This window comes from Aminobacter sp. NyZ550 (genome assembly GCF_025628925.2).
Lineage (GTDB): Bacteria > Pseudomonadota > Alphaproteobacteria > Rhizobiales > Rhizobiaceae > Aminobacter > Aminobacter ciceronei.
Genome location: NZ_CP114190.1, coordinates 718,356 through 735,180 on the forward strand (window position 1 = coordinate 718,356; position 16,825 = coordinate 735,180).

A 16,825-nucleotide genomic window follows, 5' to 3' on the forward strand; every position below is an offset into this window, starting at 1 on the left:
ATGCGCATCTCGATCCCGATCTCGGCCTTCGTCGCAGCCATCGTCGGCTTCGGCAGTACACTCGCCATCATCGTCGCCGCCGCCGATGCGGTCGGCGCGACGCAGGTGCAGACGGCGAGTTGGGTCACCGCCATCTGCCTCGCCATGGCCTTCGAGACGGCCTGGCTGTCTTGGCGGACCCGGATGCCGGTCATCTCGGCCTGGTCGACGCCGGGTGCGGCGCTGATCGCCGCGAGCAGCGGCTTCACCATCAACGAGACTGTCGGCGCCTTCCTGGTGGCAGGCGTGCTCCTGGTGCTGACCGGGCTGATCAAGCCGCTGACGCAGCTGATCTCGCGCATCCCGGCCTCCGTCGCCTCGGGCATGCTGGCCGGCATCGTCGTCACCTTCGCCATCAATGCCGCCAAGGCCGTGCCCACTGACCCGTGGCTGATCCTGCCGCTGATCGGCGCGTTCTTCCTGGTCCGGCTCTACAATCCGGCATTGTCGGTGCTGGTGGTGCTGGTTGGCGGCGGGCTTGCTGCATTCCTCACCGGCCGCGTCGGCACTCTGCCCGTGCCGGAACTGTCGACACTGACGCTGATCGCGCCCGAATTCACGCTGACCGCGACGATCGGCCTGGCGCTGCCGCTCTATCTCGTCACCATGGCCTCGCAGAACCTGTCCGGCCTCGCCGTGCTGCGCGCCGCCGGCTACAACCCCGAGCCCGGCCCGCTGATCGGGGTGACCGGGCTGTTTTCGGTGCTGTCGGCGCCATTCGGCGCCTCGACCACCAACCTCGCCGCGATCTCGGCTGCGATCTGCACCGGTCCAGACGTGCACCCCGACATGAAGGAGCGCTGGAAGACCGGGCCATTCTATGCGCTCGCCTATCTTGTCTTCGCCGCGTTCGGCGCGTCTCTGGTGGCGGTGTTTGCCGTGCTGCCGCCGAGCTTGATCGTGCTTGTTGCCGGGCTCGGGTTGGTGTCGTCGCTGGCCAATGCACTCGCCATTGCGCTCAAGGACGACCATCACCGTATGGCGGCGACGATCGCTTTCGTCGTCACCGCATCGGGGCTGACTTTGCTCGGCGTCGGCTCGGCCTTCTGGGGACTGGTCGCAGGGCTTGTCGTGCTGGTGCTCGAGAACTTCAAAAAAGGCTAGCTTTCCCAAAGCCTTGTCCGGTTTTGGCCGGCGTCGTCTTGAATCGCCATTTTTGCTTTCCCATGTCGATGTGAGCAGCATTTTTCCCCTGCTGCCTCGAACAAAGGAACGGCAATCTACTATGAACACGACTGCACTGATCCGTCCGGCTTGGACGCCGGCAACCATCGCGTTGATGGTGATCGGCTTCATGGTGTTCTGGCCGCTCGGCCTCGCCATGCTTGCCTACATCATCTGGGGCGACCGACTTGACGGTTTCAAGCGCGACGTCAACCGTGCGACCGACGGCATCTTCGCCGGCTGCCGCAAGGCTTCCTACCGCGCCAACACCCAGACCGGCAACGTCGCCTTCGACGACTGGCGTGAGAAGGAACTCGAGCGCCTGAACGAAGAGCGTCGCAAGCTCGACGAGATGCGCGACGAATTCGACGCCTATGCCCGCGAACTGCGCCGGGCCAAGGACCAGGACGACTTCGACCGCTTCATGGCCAACCGCAACAAGCCGACGGCTCCGACCGTCACGCCTAAGAAGGGCGGCAAGTCGGGCCTGCTTGACGACTGAGGCCACCCCAAGCCGCTGAATGCCAACGGCGCCGTGATCGCGGCGCCGTTTCTATTGCGCCGATGTCACTCGAATCATCTAGTCTCGCACCATGTCCTTTGGCTTCTTCCGCAAGCTGACCAAGCCGGCGCCGACACCCGTCCTGGAACGGGACCATGTCGTGGCCGGCCGCACGCTGCCGCTCAGGATCGTCGAGAACGACCGGGCGCGGCGGCTGACTTTGCGCATCGACGCCGGCGGCCGCGGCCTGCGCATCACCGTGCCGCCCGGCCTGCGCCAGGGCGAGGTCGACCGCTTTCTCGACCGTCATCAGGGTTGGCTGGAACAGCGCCTCGCCAAGGTGCCCGACCGGCCGCAGGTGCGTCCCGGCATCAAGATTCCGATCCGCGGTGTACCGCATCTCATCGTCCATGAGGGCGGGACGCGCGGCACCGTGCGCCAGTCGCAGGACGAAAGCGGGCCGACGCTGGTCGTCCACGGCGACCGGACGCATTTGCCGCGACGCATCGCCGATTTCCTCAAGCGCGAGGCCAAGCGCGACATAGAGGCGATGGTGGCCAGGCACTGCGAGGCCGCCGGCCGCCGCGCCAAGGCGATCCGCTTCCGCGACACGACCAGCCGCTGGGGCTCCTGCACCTCTGATGGGGTTCTGTCGTTCTCGTGGCGCATCATGATGGCGCCGACGCCTGTCATCAACTACCTCGTCGCCCACGAGGTCGCACATCTCCGCGAGATGAACCACGGCCCGAAATTCTGGAAGCTGTGCGAAGAACTCTGCCCCGACACCGAGCGCTGCAAGGCCTGGCTCAAGCGCAATGGCGGAGCACTGCAGGCGATCGTGTTTGAGTGAGTAGGGCTTACCCTCCCGCTTGTGGGGAAGGTCGACGCGAAGCGGCGGGGCGGGGGTCGGAAGCGCCAACCATCCGACGAAGCGCTCGCTGATCGCTACCCCTGCGGTCCGACCCTCCCCACAAGGGGTGACTACGCCTCCAACCACTCTCCCATGAAATCCAGAAACGCCTGAACCCGTGGCGCGCGGAAACGACCCTTGGGCATGACGGCCCAGAGCGAGATCGGGTCCGAGCGGTTGATGTCGGCGAGGATTTCGATCAACCGGCCTTCGCGAACCGCCTGGCCAACGACAAAATCCGCCAGCCGCACGATGCCATGGCCCTGGACGGCGAGGTCGAACAGCATGCCGACATTGTCGCAACCGAAGTTGCCGGAGGGCTGGAAGCGCACGAGATCGTCGCCACTCGCCAGCGGCCATGTCGTCATCGACGACTGACCCGAAAGCGGAATGCAGTTGTGACCGGTAAGTTCGGTTGCCGAACATGGCGTACCGGCACGCGCCAGATAGGACGGTGCTGCGCAGATCACCCGGCGGCTTTCGGCCAGCTGGCGAGCCACCATGTCGGACCCTGATGTCGGGCTGCCGCGCAGGACGACATCGACTTGCTCGGCGACCGGATCGATAAGCTTGTCAGTGAGGCTGAGATCGACAGTCACTTCGGGGTAGCGCCTGAGAAACTCCGGAATGGCGTGCAGCAGTGTCTGGCGCGCGAAGCCGGTGCTGGAATTGACGCGCAGGAGCCCCTTGGGCCTGGCGCGCGCCGACGCGACGTCGGCTTCAGCGAGATCGATGAGTTCGAGCACCTCGCGCGCCCGCTCGAGGAACAGCGTGCCCTCCGAGGTCAGCGCCAGCCGGCGTGTCGTGCGCGTCAGCAATCGGACACCGAGCCGGTCCTCGAGCCGCGACACCAGTTTCGACAGGGCCGACGGCGTGATGCGCAGGTCGTCGGCGGCTTTGGCGAAGGAGCCGAGATCGACGATCCGCACAAAGGCCTTCATGTCTTCGGATGACGCCATATTGCTGATCTCAGTTCATGAATGTACCAATAGGATAGCTGATTATGTACAGAACAGGAAATGATACGTCTCGGGCATGGTTTCACCGAGGACCCAGCCATGACGTCCCGTCAGCACCACCCCGCATCAGTTCCGTCAGCGCACGACACAATCGACTACAACCGCTTCCGGGCGATCGCCGCACATCAGCGTCGCCTGGCGATCGCCCATTTTTCCCGTGCCGCGCGTCGCTGGCTGACGCTTGCATTTCGCAAGCTGTTCTCGACTTCGCCGCCTTTTCGTGCCAATTCCGGCGCATGGCACTCGACATCAAGATCTGCGGCCTCAGCACCGCTGAAACCTTCGACGCCGCTCTAGGCAATGGCGCGAGCCATGTCGGGTTCATCTTCTTTGCCAAAAGCCCGCGCAACGTCTCGCCCGCTCTCGCCGGGCAGCTGCGCCAGGCCGCTACAGGCCGCGCCGAGGCGGTAGCCGTCACGGTCGACGCCGACGACGCCTTTCTCGACGCGATCGTGGCTGCCGTTAAGCCCGACATGCTGCAGCTCCACGGCAAGGAGGCGCCCGAGCGCGTGGCTGACGTAAAGGCCCGTTACGGCCTGCCTGTGATGAAGGCCTTCTCCATTCGCGAAGCCCAGGACTTCGACGCGATCGTGCCTTATGGCGAGGTCGCCGATCGTCTGCTGTTCGACGCCAAACCGCCCGCGGGGTCCGAATTGCCCGGCGGCAACGGCGTTTCCTTCGACTGGCGGTTGCTTGCGGGCCTTGACGCCTCCGTCGATTACATGCTTTCCGGTGGTTTGAACGCCGCCAATATCGGCGACGCCCTCAGGCTCGCAAACCCGCCCGGCATCGACATTTCCTCGGGCGTGGAAAGCGCACCCGGCGTCAAGGATGCGGCGCTGATCGACAATTTCTTCAGGGCCGTCCGGGCCGCGCGCGAAGACAGCGCCGCCTGAGTGAGCCTCCAGCCGCAAGGAGATCGGCCTTGAACCAGCCGGCAGAGCCCAATTCCTTCCGCACCGGACCCGACGAGCAGGGGATGTTCGGCATCTTCGGCGGCCGTTTCGTCGCCGAGACGCTGATGCCGCTGATCCTCGACCTGCAGCGCCACTGGGACGAGGCCAAGAACGACCCGGCCTTCAAGGCGGAACTCAACGAGCTGTCGACCTTTTATGCCGGCCGGCCGTCCAAGCTCTATTACGCCGAAGGCCTGACCCGGCATCTTCGTGACGTTTCCTCGGCGAAGGGCCTCGGGGGCGGCGCCAAGATCTATTTCAAGCGCGAGGACCTGAACCACACCGGCTCGCACAAGATCAACAATTGCCTGGGCCAGATCCTGCTCGCCAAGCGCATGGGCAAGACCCGTATCATCGCCGAAACCGGCGCCGGCCAGCATGGTGTTGCTTCCGCAACCGTCGCCGCCCGCTTCGGCTTCCCCTGCTTCGTCTATATGGGCGCCACCGACGTCGAACGGCAGAAGCCAAACGTCTTCCGCATGAAGCTCTTGGGTGCCGAAGTGCGCCCGGTCAGCGCCGGCCACGGCACGCTGAAGGACGCCATGAACGAAGCGTTGCGTGACTGGGTCACCAACGTGCACGACACCTATTACCTGATCGGCACCGCCGCCGGCCCGCACCCCTATCCCGAGCTCGTCCGCGACTTCCAGTCGGTGATCGGCACCGAGGCGCGGGCCCAGATCCTCGAGCAGGAGGGGCGCCTGCCCGACATGATCGTTGCTGCCGTCGGCGGCGGCTCGAACGCCATTGGCCTGTTCCACCCTTTCCTCGACGACCGCAGCGTCAAGATCGTCGGCATCGAAGCCGGCGGACGTGGCCTCGACGGCATCGAGCACTGCGCCTCGATGAGCGCTGGTCGCCCCGGCGTGCTGCACGGCAACCGCACCTACCTGTTGCAGAACAATGACGGCCAGATCCTCGACGGCCACTCGATCTCCGCCGGTCTCGACTATCCCGGCGTTGGCCCCGAACATAGCTGGCTCCGCGACAGCGGCCGCGTCGACTATGTGCCGATCCTCGACGACGAAGCGCTGGAGGCGTTCCAGCTGACCACCAAGGTGGAAGGCATCATCCCGGCGCTCGAATCCGCCCATGCCATCGCGCATGCGGTCAAGGTTGCGCCTACGATGGGCAAGGACAAGGTGATGATCGTCAACCTCTCCGGCCGTGGCGACAAGGACGTGCATACGGTGGCCAAGATGCTGGGCATGGAGATCTGATCATGACGACCACCCGCATCGACCGCCGCATGGCAAAGCTGAAGGCCGAGGGACGCCCGGCGCTCGTGACCTATTTCATGGGCGGCGACCCTGACTACGAAACCTCGCTGTCGATCATGAAGGCACTGCCCAAGGCGGGCAGCGACGTCATCGAGCTCGGCATGCCGTTTTCCGATCCGATGGCCGATGGCCCGGCGATCCAGGCCGCCGGCCTGCGCGCGCTGAAGGCCGGCCAGACGCTGGCCAAGACGCTCAAATTGGCGCGCGAGTTCCGCCAGGGCGACAACGACACGCCGATCGTCATGATGGGCTATTACAACCCGATCTACATCTACGGCGTCGACCGCTTCCTGACCGACGCTGTCGCCTCGGGTATAGATGGGCTGATCATCGTCGACCTGCCGCCGGAGATGGACGCCGAACTGTGTATCCCTGCACTCAAGGCCGGCATCAACTTCATCCGCCTGGCAACGCCGACGACCGACGACAAGCGCCTGCCGAAGGTGCTCGAAAACACGTCGGGCTTTGTCTACTACGTCTCGATGACCGGCATCACCGGTTCGGCGCTGGCTGACACGACCAAGGTGGCGGAGGCGGTGAACCGCATCAAGGCGCACACCGATCTCCCCGTCTGTGTCGGCTTCGGCGTCAAGACCGCCGAGCAGGCACGCACCATCGGCGCATCGGCCGACGGCGTGGTCGTCGGCACAGCGATCGTCAATGCCGTGGCCAACGTCCTGGGCCCGAAGGGTGAAAAGACCGCCGACCCGGCCGAAGCCGTGGCGACGCTGGTTACCGGCTTGTCCCAAGGCGTTCGCGCCGCACGCCTTGCTCCCGCCCAATAAATACCCCATGTCCTGGGCTCGAAGAGGACCACTGCCATGAACTGGATTACCAATTACGTCCGCCCCAAGATCAACTCGATGCTTGGCCGCCGGGAAATGCCCGACAATCTCTGGATCAAGGATCCCGAGAGCGGCGAGATGGTGTTCCACAAGGACCTCGAGGAAAACCAGTACGTCATCCCGTCTTCGGGCCATCACATGAAGATTTCGGCGAAGGAGCGGCTGCGCTTCTTCTTCGACGATGGCCGCTACGAGATCATCGAGAACCCCAAGGTCGTGACCGACCCGCTGAAGTTCCGCGATGAGAAGCGCTATGTCGACCGCCTCAAGGACGCCAAGACCAAGACCGGTCTCGAAGACGCGATCCTGTCGGGCACCGGCAAGATCGAGGGCCTGCCCGTCGTCGTCACCGTGCAGGACTTCGCCTTCATGGGCGGTTCGCTCGGCATGGCCGCAGGCGACGCCATCATCCGCGCCTTCGAGGTTGCGCTGGAGAAGAAGCGTCCGCTGATCCTGTTCGCTGCCTCGGGCGGCGCGCGCATGCAGGAAGGCATCTTGTCGCTGATGCAGCTGCCACGCACGACTGTCGCAGTCGACCGGCTCAAGGAAGCCGGCCTGCCCTATATCGTGGTGCTGACCAATCCGACGACCGGCGGCGTCACCGCCTCCTACGCGATGCTGGGCGACGTCCATATTGCCGAGCCCGGTGCGCTGATCGGCTTCGCCGGCCCGCGCGTCATCGAGCAGACCATCCGCGAGAAGCTGCCTGAGGGCTTCCAGCGCTCGGAGTACCTGATGGACCACGGCATGGTCGACATGGTGGTGTCGCGGCTCGAGATGAAATCGACGGTTGCCAACCTGCTCAAGATCCTGACCAAGGCACCGGTGGCGGCCAAGGCTGTCGAAGCCGAGATTCTGCCACCCGTCGTGCCGGTGCCGGAACGCCGCCCGCAGGCCTGATACGACCGCAGCAGCGTAGCGCCCGAGGAAATGCCATGACCACGCTCGAAGCCGATCTCGAAATCGAGCGCCTGTTGGCGCTCCATCCGAAGGGCTTCGACCTTTCGCTCGACCGCATCACCCGGCTGCTCGAAAGGCTGGGCAATCCGCAGGACCACATGCCGCCGGTGATCCACATCGCCGGCACCAATGGCAAGGGCTCGTGCGCGGCGTTCTCGCGTGCGCTGCTCGAAGCCCAGGGTCTGCTGGTCCATGTCCACACCTCGCCGCATCTGGTGAACTGGCACGAACGCTACCGCCTGGCAGCGCCGGGCGGCGGCAAGCTTGTCGCCGACGACGTGCTGGCGGATGCCGTACGCCGCGTCGGCGAAGCCAATCGGGGCGAGAAGATCACCGTCTTCGAGATCCTCACGGCCGTCACGTTCGTTCTGTTCTCGGAGCATCCGGCCGACGCCTGCATCATAGAGGTCGGGCTTGGCGGGCGCTTCGACGCTACCAATGTCATCAAACGCTCGGCGGTGTCGGTGATCATGCCGGTGTCGATGGACCACGAGGCCTATCTTGGCGACAAGGTCGAGCTGATCGCCGCCGAGAAAGCCGGCATCATCAAGCGCGGTTGCCCGGTCGTCGTCGGCGCGCAGGAGACCGAGGCGGCACAGCAGGTGCTGATCGACACTGCCGAGCGGCTCAATTGCCCACTTGAGGTTTATGGCCAGGATTTCGTCGCCTTCGAGGAAAACGGCCGCATGATCTACCAGGACCAGACCGGCCTGCTGGACCTGTCACCGCCACGCCTGCCCGGACGTCACCAGTTCGCCAATGCAGCCGCCGCGATCGCCGCGGTGAAGGCCGCCGGCTTCCCGGTCGACGAACGCACCGCCGACAAGGCGATGGCGTCGGTGGCCTGGCCCGGTCGCATGCAGCGCCTGCCGCAGGGCGCACTCAGCGAGCTGGCGCCGAAGGGGGCCGAGGTCTGGGTCGACGGCGGCCACAATCCCGGCGCCGGGACCGTCATTGCCGAGGCCCTGACCGAGCAGGAGGAGAAGTTCCCGCGCCCGCTGTTCCTGATCTCCGGCATGATCAACACCAAAGACCAGACCGGCTATTTCAAGCCGTTCCACGGCATGGCGCGCCATGTCTACACCGTGCCGGTGACGATGAGCGACGCCGGCGTTCCCAACGAGGAACTGGCTGTGCGCGCCACCGAGGCCGGGCTGTCGGCCGAGCCGGTGAGCTCGGTTGCCAATGCACTGATGCTTTTGCGCGATACCTGGGACGAGAAAGAGCCGGCGCCGCGCATCCTGATCGGCGGCTCGCTCTATCTGGTGGGCGAGGTGCTGGCGGCCAACGGCACGCCGCCGACCTGAGGGCCTGTCCAGCGGCCATTCGAGATACAAAAAAGCCCGACCAAAGCCGGGCTTTTCATTTGCTTGATACGGGCGATCAAACGTTGCCGCTGATCCAGTGCGACAGCGCGGTCTTGGGCAGCGCGCCGACCTTGATGTCGGCAACTTCGCCGTCCTTGAAGATCATCAGCGTCGGAATCGAACGCACGCCGAACTGGGCGGCAATCTCGGGGTTCTCGTCGATGTTGACCTTGGTGATCTTGACCTTGCCGGCGAGCTCGTTGGAAATCTCTTCGAGCGACGGGCCGATCATCTTGCAGGGGCCGCACCATTCAGCCCAGAAATCGACGACGACGGGCTCTTTGGCCTCGAGCACGCCGGACTTGAAATTGCTGTTGTCGATCTTGACGGTGGCCATGATACGATCCTCTTGGAGTTGTCTGTCGCGCCATATGTGGTAGTGCGCGGACCCTTGGTCAAGCATCCGTTGTGTCACGCTTGGGTGAGTCGAACAAGGGCGGCATCCATCGCCTCGGCCGGTACGGCGATCAGCCGCGGCGCCTCTGTGAACAGCAGGGCCGCGGCAACCGTCTTGCCGGGATAGAGCGGCCGGAGCAGCGCGCGGTAGAGCGCAAGCTGCACGACATAGGCGTTTGGCACCTGCTCGAACGAGGCGGGTGGCGGCCGGTTGGTCTTGTAGTCGACGATCAACACCTCGCTGTCGGTGACCGCCAGGCGGTCGATCTTGCCCGACACCGAGCGCGGCTTTCCCCTGACCACGAGGCTGCCCATAACAGACACTTCGGCGCGCGAGGAGGGCGAAAACAGCGGCGAAAACCTGGGGTCGTCGAGGACTGCAAGCACGGATGCGAGCGCGCTGGCACGCTCCGCATCCGGCCAGTCCTGGCCGACACGGACGAGGTAGCGCTCGGCGGCGGACTGGCGTATCTCGGCGTCGAGCCGCGGCAGCATCTGTAACAGCCGGTGCAGGGCCGAGCCGCGGGCGATGGCAAAGCCCGGCTCGCCCTCGGCGTCGAGCACCGGCGAGCGGCCCGAGATCACGGCCTCCTGCGTCTCCTCGATCAGCGCCGAAGCGCCCGACGGGGACAGCGGCCGCGGCAAATCCTCGAAGGCCGGCGGCGCGCCAAAAAGGCTTTCCGGCAAGGGCTCGATGCGGGCTCTCTCGCTGGCCGCCGGTTCCGGCGCCGACAAAGGCGTTGCGGGCAATGGCGTGACGCGGAAGCGGTGGACAGGCCTGTCCGTGATGACGGGATGGCCGCGCTCCGCGCTTTCGGGCGCCACCGACAACGCACGGCTGACAATCGAATGCCAGGTGTTGAGGCCGGGCTGGCGCTTGCCGTGATAACCGCAGATGATCAGCCGGTCCTCGGCGCGGGTCATGCCGACATAAAGCAGGCGCCGGTATTCGTCGTCGGCGAGATCGCGGGCCAACGCGCTGGCACCCTTCGAGAAGGCGTTGGCGACATCGGCGCCAGCGCGCCAGAGATAACCCTTGCCCTGCCAGTGTCGGCCTTGCGGGACGAACGGCATCAGGCGCGGCAAATGCTGATCGCTGAACGGGGCCGAGCCGCTGTCGACGAGGAACACCACCGGCGCCTCCAGACCCTTGGCGGCGTGTACGGTCATGATGCGGACCTCGTCACGCGTCTGATCCATCTCGCGCTTGATCTCGGGGCCGGCACTTTCGAGCGTCGACAGGAACGATTCGAGACCGGGCAGGCCGGTGCGCTCCTCGGCCAGGCAGAAATTCAGGAACTCGTCGAGAATGTCGCCGGCCTCCTGGCCAAGGCGCGAGATCATCTTCTTGCGCACGCCGTCGCGGCTGGGTCCGCCCGACAGCACGCCCGAATAGAACTCGAAGATCGGCCGGAAGGCAGCCTCCGTCGCCCAGGCCTCAAGGACGGCGGCCGCCTCGGCGAAAACAGCATCTCTCGCCGCATGATCGCGCAGCGAGGCGATCAGCGACCTTCCTTTGCCCCGATTGGCCGAGAGCACAAACAGCGCATCTTCCGACATGCCGAAGATCGGGCTACGCAGCACGGCGGCCAGCGACAGGTCGTCCTCCGGCTGGATCAGGAAACGCCCAAGCGCGATCAGGTCCTTGACCGCGATATGGCCGGGCAGGCTCAGCCGGTCGGCGCCGGCTACCGGGATGTCGCGGCGCTTCAGCGCCCGCGACAGCGCATGAACGAAGCGGTCGCGCTTGCGCACCAGCACCATGACGTCGCCCGCGCGCAGGCGCTTGCCGGTGCCTTCGATGACCTCACGCTCGTCGAGCCATTTGCGGATGGTGGCGGCGACCTGTTCAGCAACCACCACTGCAGGCGCATGAGCATGGTCGATAGGGTTGCGCCAGTCGTCGGGCTCGTCGACGGCATCGGCGCCGACCGAGGGCCAGACCTCGACGTAACCTGCCGCCCCGGCGCGGATCGCCTTATGGCTCGGCGGCTCGGGCGCGCGGGTGACGCCGCGACGAACGCTGGTGTCCTCGAAGACACGGTCGACGGCCGACAGCACGTCGTCTGTCGAGCGGAACGACCAGGTCAGTGTGACGTCCTCGAAACGGGCATCGGCATCACGGATGCGGCCGGCGAATTCGTGCTTGGAGTTGTCGAAGGATTCGGGCGCGGCACCCTGGAACGAATAGATCGACTGCTTCTCGTCGCCGACGGCGAAGACCGTGCGGTGAACGTTGTCGCGGGCGCTGAAGCCGGAGAAGAACTCTTCCGCCAGCCGCTTCACCACTTCCCATTGGTCGGGGCTGGTGTCCTGGGCTTCGTCGAGCAGTATGTGGTCGATGCCCTTGTCGAGCTTGTACTGCACCCACGGCCCGGCGTCGGGACGCGCGAGCAGGTTGACGGTGCGGGTGATCAGGTCGTTGAAATCGAGGAAGCCGCGGCCGGTCTTCAGCCGCTCGTAGCGGGCAATCAGCCAGTCGGCGATCGTCAGTGCCGCCTGCGTTGCCTCCAGCATGCGAAAATGGGCGAGCCGGTCGGCTGCCTCGATGATGGCCGCTGCCGTCGCCGCATAACGCTCGGGCAAATCTGGCAGCCGGTCGAGCAAAGCCTTCTTGAACGCGCTGGACGGATTGTACGGATCGCCGTCGGCCTTGAGGAAGGCATTGCACAGAAGCGACAGCCGGCGCATGGGGTCGGCCTCGGCATAGGCGAGCCGGGCGTAAGGCAGGATATTGTTCAGCACGCTGCGCGCGTCTGTGGCTTCGGCTGCTATGGCGAATTCGGTGAAGAAGGTCGGCTCGAGGCCCGGCAGCGGCCAGATCGAAGCGGCGATGGCCTCGGCACTGTCCCTGGGCGAAAAACCGAACTCCTCGTAGAGCGCTTCGAAATTGAAGTCTTGAACCTGGGCGATGAAGGCGCGCAGCCCATCGCGCTTGCGCACGATCTCGGTGAGCAGCGCATCGAGCCCGGCCTCGCCGCCACGCTCCAGCACCTTGGCGAAGGCCTCGGCGAGTTCGGGATTGTGCTCGCCGGCGCCGGTGACCATGTCGCGCCTCGCGGTGGCGAACAAAGTCGCCTCCATCTGGCTGTCGAGCATCTCGAAATGGGCGGCGATGTTGGCCTCGAGCGGGAACTGGTGGAGCACCGACTCGCAGAAGGCGTGGATGGTCTGGATCTTCAGCCCGCCCGGCGTTTCCAGCGCCTCGGCGAACAATCGGCGCGCGCGGCGCAGCTTGGCAGCGTCAGGGCGGACACCGTCGAGTGCCGTGATGCGTGCGGCCAACTCGGCGTCGGCCAACATCGTCCATTCCGACAGGTTGGCGAAGACGCGATTCGACATGTTGGCGGCGGCGGCGCGGGTATAAGTCAGGCACAGGATCTTCGATGGATCGGTGCCACGCAGCAAAAGCCGCATCACGCGCTGCGACAGCACGTGCGTCTTGCCGGAGCCGGCATTGGCCGACACCCAGACCGAATTGCCCGGATCGGAGGCGCGCGCCTGGCGCTCTGCCGTCTCGGTGGGGACGAAGAACGCCTTCTTCATTCATCGCCCTCCGCACTGCCATCACCGCCGGCCGACCATTCGAGCACGCGGGCGAGATGGTCGTAGTCGCCGTCGGTCTCGCCTTCGCGGAAGGGCAAGGCGCGCGAGAGATAACCCGTGGTCGGATCGTTGTAGTGCAGCAAAAGCTGCTCCAAGCGCTCCCAGGCCTCTTCGGACAGTTCGACGGCTGATTTTGGCTTACGGTTGTGCTCGAGGATCGATTCTTCGAACACTTCGCCATTCGGCTTCAGGCGGACGAACGCCAGCTGCGAGGGCTCGCGCTTACCAAGCTCGCGGAAGGCGCCACGCCGCAGAAGCGCGCCTTCGAGCGCCAGCTGGGGCGAGATCAGCGTGTGCGCCTGCGCCTTGGATGGCGACGAGCCGGTCTTGTAGTCGAGGATGTCTGCCATGCCGCCGGCAAGCACGTCGACACGGTCGGCGCGACCGGACAGCGTCGCGCCGCTGAGCCCGACTTCGACAGCCGAGGCGCCTTCCTCGGCGTGGCGGGAAACCACGGCGTCGGCGCGGCTGCGCTCCCACTCCAGGATGTTGACCGCCAGTCGCTCGAAGCGTGGCCACCAGACGGCCTCGACGTCGGCGGGCAGGGCCGCCTCGGCGAAGCAATGGCGGCCGGCGGCGATCAGTGCGCCGAATGCGGTGGGATCACGCGGATCGACGATGGTCGCCGAAAACAGGTGCAGGATATCGTGGAACAACGTGCCCCGCTCGGCGGCACCGGGATCGCGCACCAGCGGGTCGAGCGCCGACAGGCCGAGGATACGCCTGGCATAGACGGCATAGGGATCGCGGCGCAGCGTCTCGATCTCGGTGATGCTGAAGCGGCGCGGCCTGACCTCCACCGGCGGCCTGGGCTCCGGACGGGTAGCGAAATCGGTCTTTTGGCCGGCATCGAGCTGGCGCGCCCAGTGAAGCAGGTTTTCGCCGCGCTTGCGCAAGACGGCCGCGTGGTCGGGGCCGAGATAGGTGAGCAGGCGCTGCAGCCAGCGCGACGGCACGGCGGGCGCATCGCCCGAGCGGGCGGAACGCGACAGGACGACGTTTTTCGCCCCCATCGCCATCTGGAAATCATGGGCGGCGAGGCCGATGCGGCGTTCCGGCGGTTCGAGGTCGATGCCCGTCTTCATGACGCGCGACATGAAGCGGTCGGCCTCTGCCTTGCGCGGCCAGGTGCCCTCGTTCAGCGCGCCGATGACCAGCGTATCGACCGTCTGCAGGCGGGCTTCGAGCGCACCCCAAATGGCGATGGCGCGGTCGGCACCTTGCGCCGGCTTGACCGCCTCGGGCGCCACCAGCGCGTCCATGACGTCGGGCCACTCGTCGGCGGCGAAACTGAACGAGGCCTGTGCTGCGACCAGCGAGCGCAGCGCCTCGGCGAGCTTGGCACCGGCATCGCCGTCATAGAGTGTGCCCAGGCCGCCATGCTCGTCGCGTCCGAGATTTTCCAGCGCCTCGACGGTGGCACGGACGATCGCCGCGAGGTCGACTTCCGGATCGCCACGGAAAACGAACAACGGTGCCAGGCGGGAGACGAGCCTGCCTGCGATGTCGCGAGCTTCCTCGATGCGGCGTACGCTGATGCGGTCGAACCAGAAGGGTTTGCGCGAAGCATCGCCGATACCGGTGAGGCGCGCTTCAAAATCCTCGGCGAGCCCGGCAATGTCAGGCCGGCCGACGCCGCCACGCAGGACGACCAGTTCGATGGTCTCGGCCGCACGCCGGACGGCCGAACGCTCGCGGCCAAGGCGCAGCAGCGGATGCTTGAGCAGCGACAGCACCGCCACCGGATCGCCCGGACGGAAGGCGGCGGCGAGCATGGTGCGCAGAAGGGCTGCCGGCGGCGTGTTGGCCAGCGGCACGCCACCGGAATCGTCGGCCTGGATGCCGAAGCGGCGAAGCTCCGAGGCGACGCGGCGGGCAAGGTTGCGGTCGCTGGTGACCAGAGCAGCGCGATGGCCTGGCTGGGCCACCGCCTGGCGAAGCGCGATGGCGATCGCCGCCGCCTCATCGCGCTCATGGGCGGCTTCGAGCAGTGTCACGCCGGCGAAGGCATCGGCGATCTCGGCATCGCCGACTGTGCTGCGCTTCTCGGCCCAGGCGTCGGTGGTCTCGGCCGGCCGCAGCGCTTCGCCGACGATGGCGGCGCGGCGGGCCATGGCGCGGGTCGGGGCGCCCAATTCGTCGACGTCGTCGCGCAGGATGCCTATCTTGCCGATGAGCTTGGCGAGACCATATTGCGGATGGCCGAGCACCGAGGCCCTGGCGCCGATCTCGGTGATCGTCTCGTAGGCGCGCTGGTCGAGCGTGGCGTCCAGTCCGGGAAGCACGACGGCACCACGCGGCAGGCGCGATATGGCGGCGAGAAGCTCGGCGGTAGCGGGAATGGAGCCGGTGGAGCCGGCCGCGATGACCGGCCCGGAAGGCGGGTAACGCTTCAGCCGCTCGGCTTCGAGACGGATCAGGGCGCTGCGGTGGGCGGCGGGGTTGGACTGTCCGCGCTCCTTCAGCATCTCAGGCCAGGCGCCGGTGACGATGGACAGGAAGTCGAGCGTCACCTGCCACCAGCCTGACAGCTCACCGGTCACCAGCCCGGCAAGCCGCGACCAGTCGGAGCCTTCGGTCTCAATCTCGTCCATCAAACCGGCGAGATCGCGCGCCAGCCAGATGGCGTCCGCCGCCGAGGCCGGCACGACGATCTCCTCCTCGAAAAGCGCCGCGACATGGGCGGGAAGACGGCGCTTCCAGGCACGCACCAGGGGTGCGAGCAGGAGCAGGCGGTCGGTGGCCGAAACTGGCGGGGCAAGGTCGAGCGCCCCAGCGCCCTCATCCTCGAAGGCCGCCTCGTCCTCGTCGAACTCGCCGAGCGGCTTGATGACAGGCAGGATCGCCGAGCTGCCGCCGGCAGCGTCGACGAAGACCCCGCGCAGCGCGCGCGCAGCGCGGCGCGTCGGCACATAGATGGTGACGTCGGCCAGCGCCAGCGGATCGCCGTCGAAGCGGAAGTCGGGGATCAGGCTGCCGTCGAGCAGCGATGCCGCCAGCGTCGGCAGGAAGGGGGTGCCGGGCGGGATGGAAAAGACGCGTGGCGACGCGCGGCCGCTCATTGCGCCTCCGCCAATGCCCTCTTCACCGCGGCCTCGGCAGGTGCGATGGCATCGGGGGTGCCGACGGTGATCCAGCTGCCCGACATGCGCATGCCGTGAAGCCGACCGCTGGCAATCGCCTCGTCGAAGTAGCGGTTGAGCGAATGGGAGGTCTCGGCGGCTGCAGCGAACAGGCGTGGGTGGACGATCGCAGCACCGGCATAGATCAGTCCGTCGGGCGCGCCCCTGGTGCGGCTCAACGTCCCGTCCGACGCGACGAGAAAATCGGTGCTGCCCGAGTGTCCGGTCGCCTGTTCGAGGTCCGCCAGCATCAGCAGAATATCCATGCGCCCGGCATCCCAGGCAAGGGCAAGGCGGGTCAGGTTCGGCACACCCTCGTCGATCCAGAAGGTGTCGGCGTTGACGATGTAGAAGGGTGCGGCGCCAAGTCGAGGCAGCGCCTTGACGATGCCGCCGGCGGAATCGAGCAGCCCGTCGCGCTCGTCGGAAATCTCGATGCGCGGTGTATGGCGAGAGGCGATGTGCTCGACGATCTGGTCGGGCAAATAGTGGACATTGATCACGGCCCGTTCGACGCCAGCCGCAGCGAGGCTGTCGAGGCCCCAGTCGAGCAGGGTCTTGCCCGATATCCGCACCAGCGGTTTGGGGATCGTCTCGGTGATCGGCCGCATGCGCTTGCCGAGGCCGGCGGCGAGAACCATGGCCACGGCGGGATTTTG

13 protein-coding genes are annotated in these 16,825 nt (G+C 66.2%); 8 read left to right on the forward strand and 5 right to left on the reverse strand.

All coding sequences use genetic code 11. The features are described 5' to 3' along the window. The 3 genes from N7E70_RS03505 to N7E70_RS03515 all read left to right on the forward strand — a co-directional run bounded on the left by N7E70_RS03505 (position 1) and on the right by N7E70_RS03515 (position 2,555). Positions 1-1,143 (forward strand): benzoate/H(+) symporter BenE family transporter, encoded by a 1,143-nt coding sequence (locus tag N7E70_RS03505; RefSeq protein ID WP_263005553.1) that lies wholly within the window; start codon positions 1-3, stop codon positions 1,141-1,143. Between the two features lie 121 nt (positions 1,144-1,264). Further along, positions 1,265-1,705 carry a DUF2852 domain-containing protein gene (locus N7E70_RS03510; RefSeq protein WP_067955719.1) on the forward strand — a complete coding sequence of 147 codons (441 nt, stop codon included), beginning with the start codon at positions 1,265-1,267 and terminating at the stop codon, positions 1,703-1,705. Between the two features lie 91 nt (positions 1,706-1,796). Then, complete coding sequence (locus N7E70_RS03515) at positions 1,797-2,555, forward strand: M48 family metallopeptidase (RefSeq protein WP_192312798.1); 759 nt, start codon at positions 1,797-1,799, stop codon at positions 2,553-2,555. Between the two features lie 131 nt (positions 2,556-2,686). On the opposite strand, the gene N7E70_RS03520 is transcribed toward N7E70_RS03515, so the two are convergent. Then, positions 2,687-3,574, reverse strand: a complete 888-nt coding sequence (locus N7E70_RS03520; protein WP_246340766.1) for a LysR family transcriptional regulator — start codon at positions 3,572-3,574, stop codon at positions 2,687-2,689. 296 nt (positions 3,575-3,870) lie between these two features. Here N7E70_RS03520 and N7E70_RS03525 point away from each other — a divergent pair, with 296 nt between their 5' ends. Genes N7E70_RS03525 through N7E70_RS03545 form a run of 5 tightly spaced genes read left to right on the forward strand, consistent with a single transcriptional unit; the run spans position 3,871 to position 8,982 of the window. Next, positions 3,871-4,530 carry a phosphoribosylanthranilate isomerase gene (locus tag N7E70_RS03525; protein ID WP_263005554.1) on the forward strand — a complete coding sequence of 220 codons (660 nt, stop codon included), beginning with the start codon at positions 3,871-3,873 and terminating at the stop codon, positions 4,528-4,530. 29 nt (positions 4,531-4,559) lie between these two features. Next, the gene (gene trpB, locus N7E70_RS03530; RefSeq protein ID WP_067955725.1) at positions 4,560-5,810 is read left to right on the forward strand and encodes a tryptophan synthase subunit beta; all 1,251 of its coding nucleotides are present in this window, start codon (positions 4,560-4,562) and stop codon (positions 5,808-5,810) included. 2 nt (positions 5,811-5,812) lie between these two features. Further along, positions 5,813-6,655 (forward strand): tryptophan synthase subunit alpha, encoded by an 843-nt coding sequence (trpA, locus tag N7E70_RS03535; RefSeq protein ID WP_067955727.1) that lies wholly within the window; start codon positions 5,813-5,815, stop codon positions 6,653-6,655. 36 nt (positions 6,656-6,691) lie between these two features. Further along, positions 6,692-7,615, forward strand: coding sequence for an acetyl-CoA carboxylase, carboxyltransferase subunit beta (gene accD / locus N7E70_RS03540; protein WP_182574466.1), 924 nt, complete (start codon positions 6,692-6,694; stop codon positions 7,613-7,615). 35 nt (positions 7,616-7,650) lie between these two features. After that, the gene (locus tag N7E70_RS03545) at positions 7,651-8,982 is read left to right on the forward strand and encodes a bifunctional folylpolyglutamate synthase/dihydrofolate synthase (RefSeq protein WP_067955730.1); all 1,332 of its coding nucleotides are present in this window, start codon (positions 7,651-7,653) and stop codon (positions 8,980-8,982) included. 76 nt (positions 8,983-9,058) lie between these two features. Here the strand turns inward: N7E70_RS03545 and trxA are convergent, their stop codons facing one another. From trxA to N7E70_RS03565, 4 genes are all read right to left on the reverse strand, one after another. Next, positions 9,059-9,379, reverse strand: a complete 321-nt coding sequence (gene trxA, locus N7E70_RS03550; RefSeq protein WP_067955731.1) for a thioredoxin — start codon at positions 9,377-9,379, stop codon at positions 9,059-9,061. Between the two features lie 74 nt (positions 9,380-9,453). Further along, complete coding sequence (gene addA, locus N7E70_RS03555) at positions 9,454-12,984, reverse strand: double-strand break repair helicase AddA (protein ID WP_263005555.1); 3,531 nt, start codon at positions 12,982-12,984, stop codon at positions 9,454-9,456. Further along, positions 12,981-16,106 (reverse strand): double-strand break repair protein AddB, encoded by a 3,126-nt coding sequence (addB, locus tag N7E70_RS03560; RefSeq protein ID WP_263005556.1) that lies wholly within the window; start codon positions 16,104-16,106, stop codon positions 12,981-12,983. The genes addA and addB overlap by 4 nt, the downstream gene beginning before the upstream one ends. Next, positions 16,103-16,807: a nucleotidyltransferase family protein gene (locus N7E70_RS03565; protein WP_263005588.1), complete on the reverse strand. Its 705-nt coding sequence runs from the start codon at positions 16,805-16,807 to the stop codon at positions 16,103-16,105. The genes addB and N7E70_RS03565 overlap by 4 nt, the downstream gene beginning before the upstream one ends. Between the last annotated feature and the right edge of the window lie 18 nt (positions 16,808-16,825).

Excerpts from the sequence above, each read along its gene's own strand:
- N7E70_RS03505 (WP_263005553.1), top strand. The coding sequence starts at position 1 with ATGCGCATCTCGATCCCGATCTCGGCCTTCGTCGCAGCCATCGTCGGC.
- N7E70_RS03510 (WP_067955719.1), top strand. The coding sequence starts at position 1,265 with ATGAACACGACTGCACTGATCCGTCCGGCTTGGACGCCGGCAACCATC.
- N7E70_RS03515 (WP_192312798.1), top strand. The coding sequence starts at position 1,797 with ATGTCCTTTGGCTTCTTCCGCAAGCTGACCAAGCCGGCGCCGACACCC.
- N7E70_RS03520 (WP_246340766.1), bottom strand. The coding sequence starts at position 3,574 with ATGGCGTCATCCGAAGACATGAAGGCCTTTGTGCGGATCGTCGATCTC.
- N7E70_RS03525 (WP_263005554.1), top strand. The coding sequence starts at position 3,871 with ATGGCACTCGACATCAAGATCTGCGGCCTCAGCACCGCTGAAACCTTC.
- trpA (WP_067955727.1), top strand. The coding sequence starts at position 5,813 with ATGACGACCACCCGCATCGACCGCCGCATGGCAAAGCTGAAGGCCGAG.
- accD (WP_182574466.1), top strand. The coding sequence starts at position 6,692 with ATGAACTGGATTACCAATTACGTCCGCCCCAAGATCAACTCGATGCTT.
- N7E70_RS03545 (WP_067955730.1), top strand. The coding sequence starts at position 7,651 with ATGACCACGCTCGAAGCCGATCTCGAAATCGAGCGCCTGTTGGCGCTC.
- trxA (WP_067955731.1), bottom strand. The coding sequence starts at position 9,379 with ATGGCCACCGTCAAGATCGACAACAGCAATTTCAAGTCCGGCGTGCTC.
- addA (WP_263005555.1), bottom strand. The coding sequence starts at position 12,984 with ATGAAGAAGGCGTTCTTCGTCCCCACCGAGACGGCAGAGCGCCAGGCG.
- addB (WP_263005556.1), bottom strand. The coding sequence starts at position 16,106 with ATGAGCGGCCGCGCGTCGCCACGCGTCTTTTCCATCCCGCCCGGCACC.
- N7E70_RS03565 (WP_263005588.1), bottom strand. The coding sequence starts at position 16,807 with ATGGTTCTCGCCGCCGGCCTCGGCAAGCGCATGCGGCCGATCACCGAG.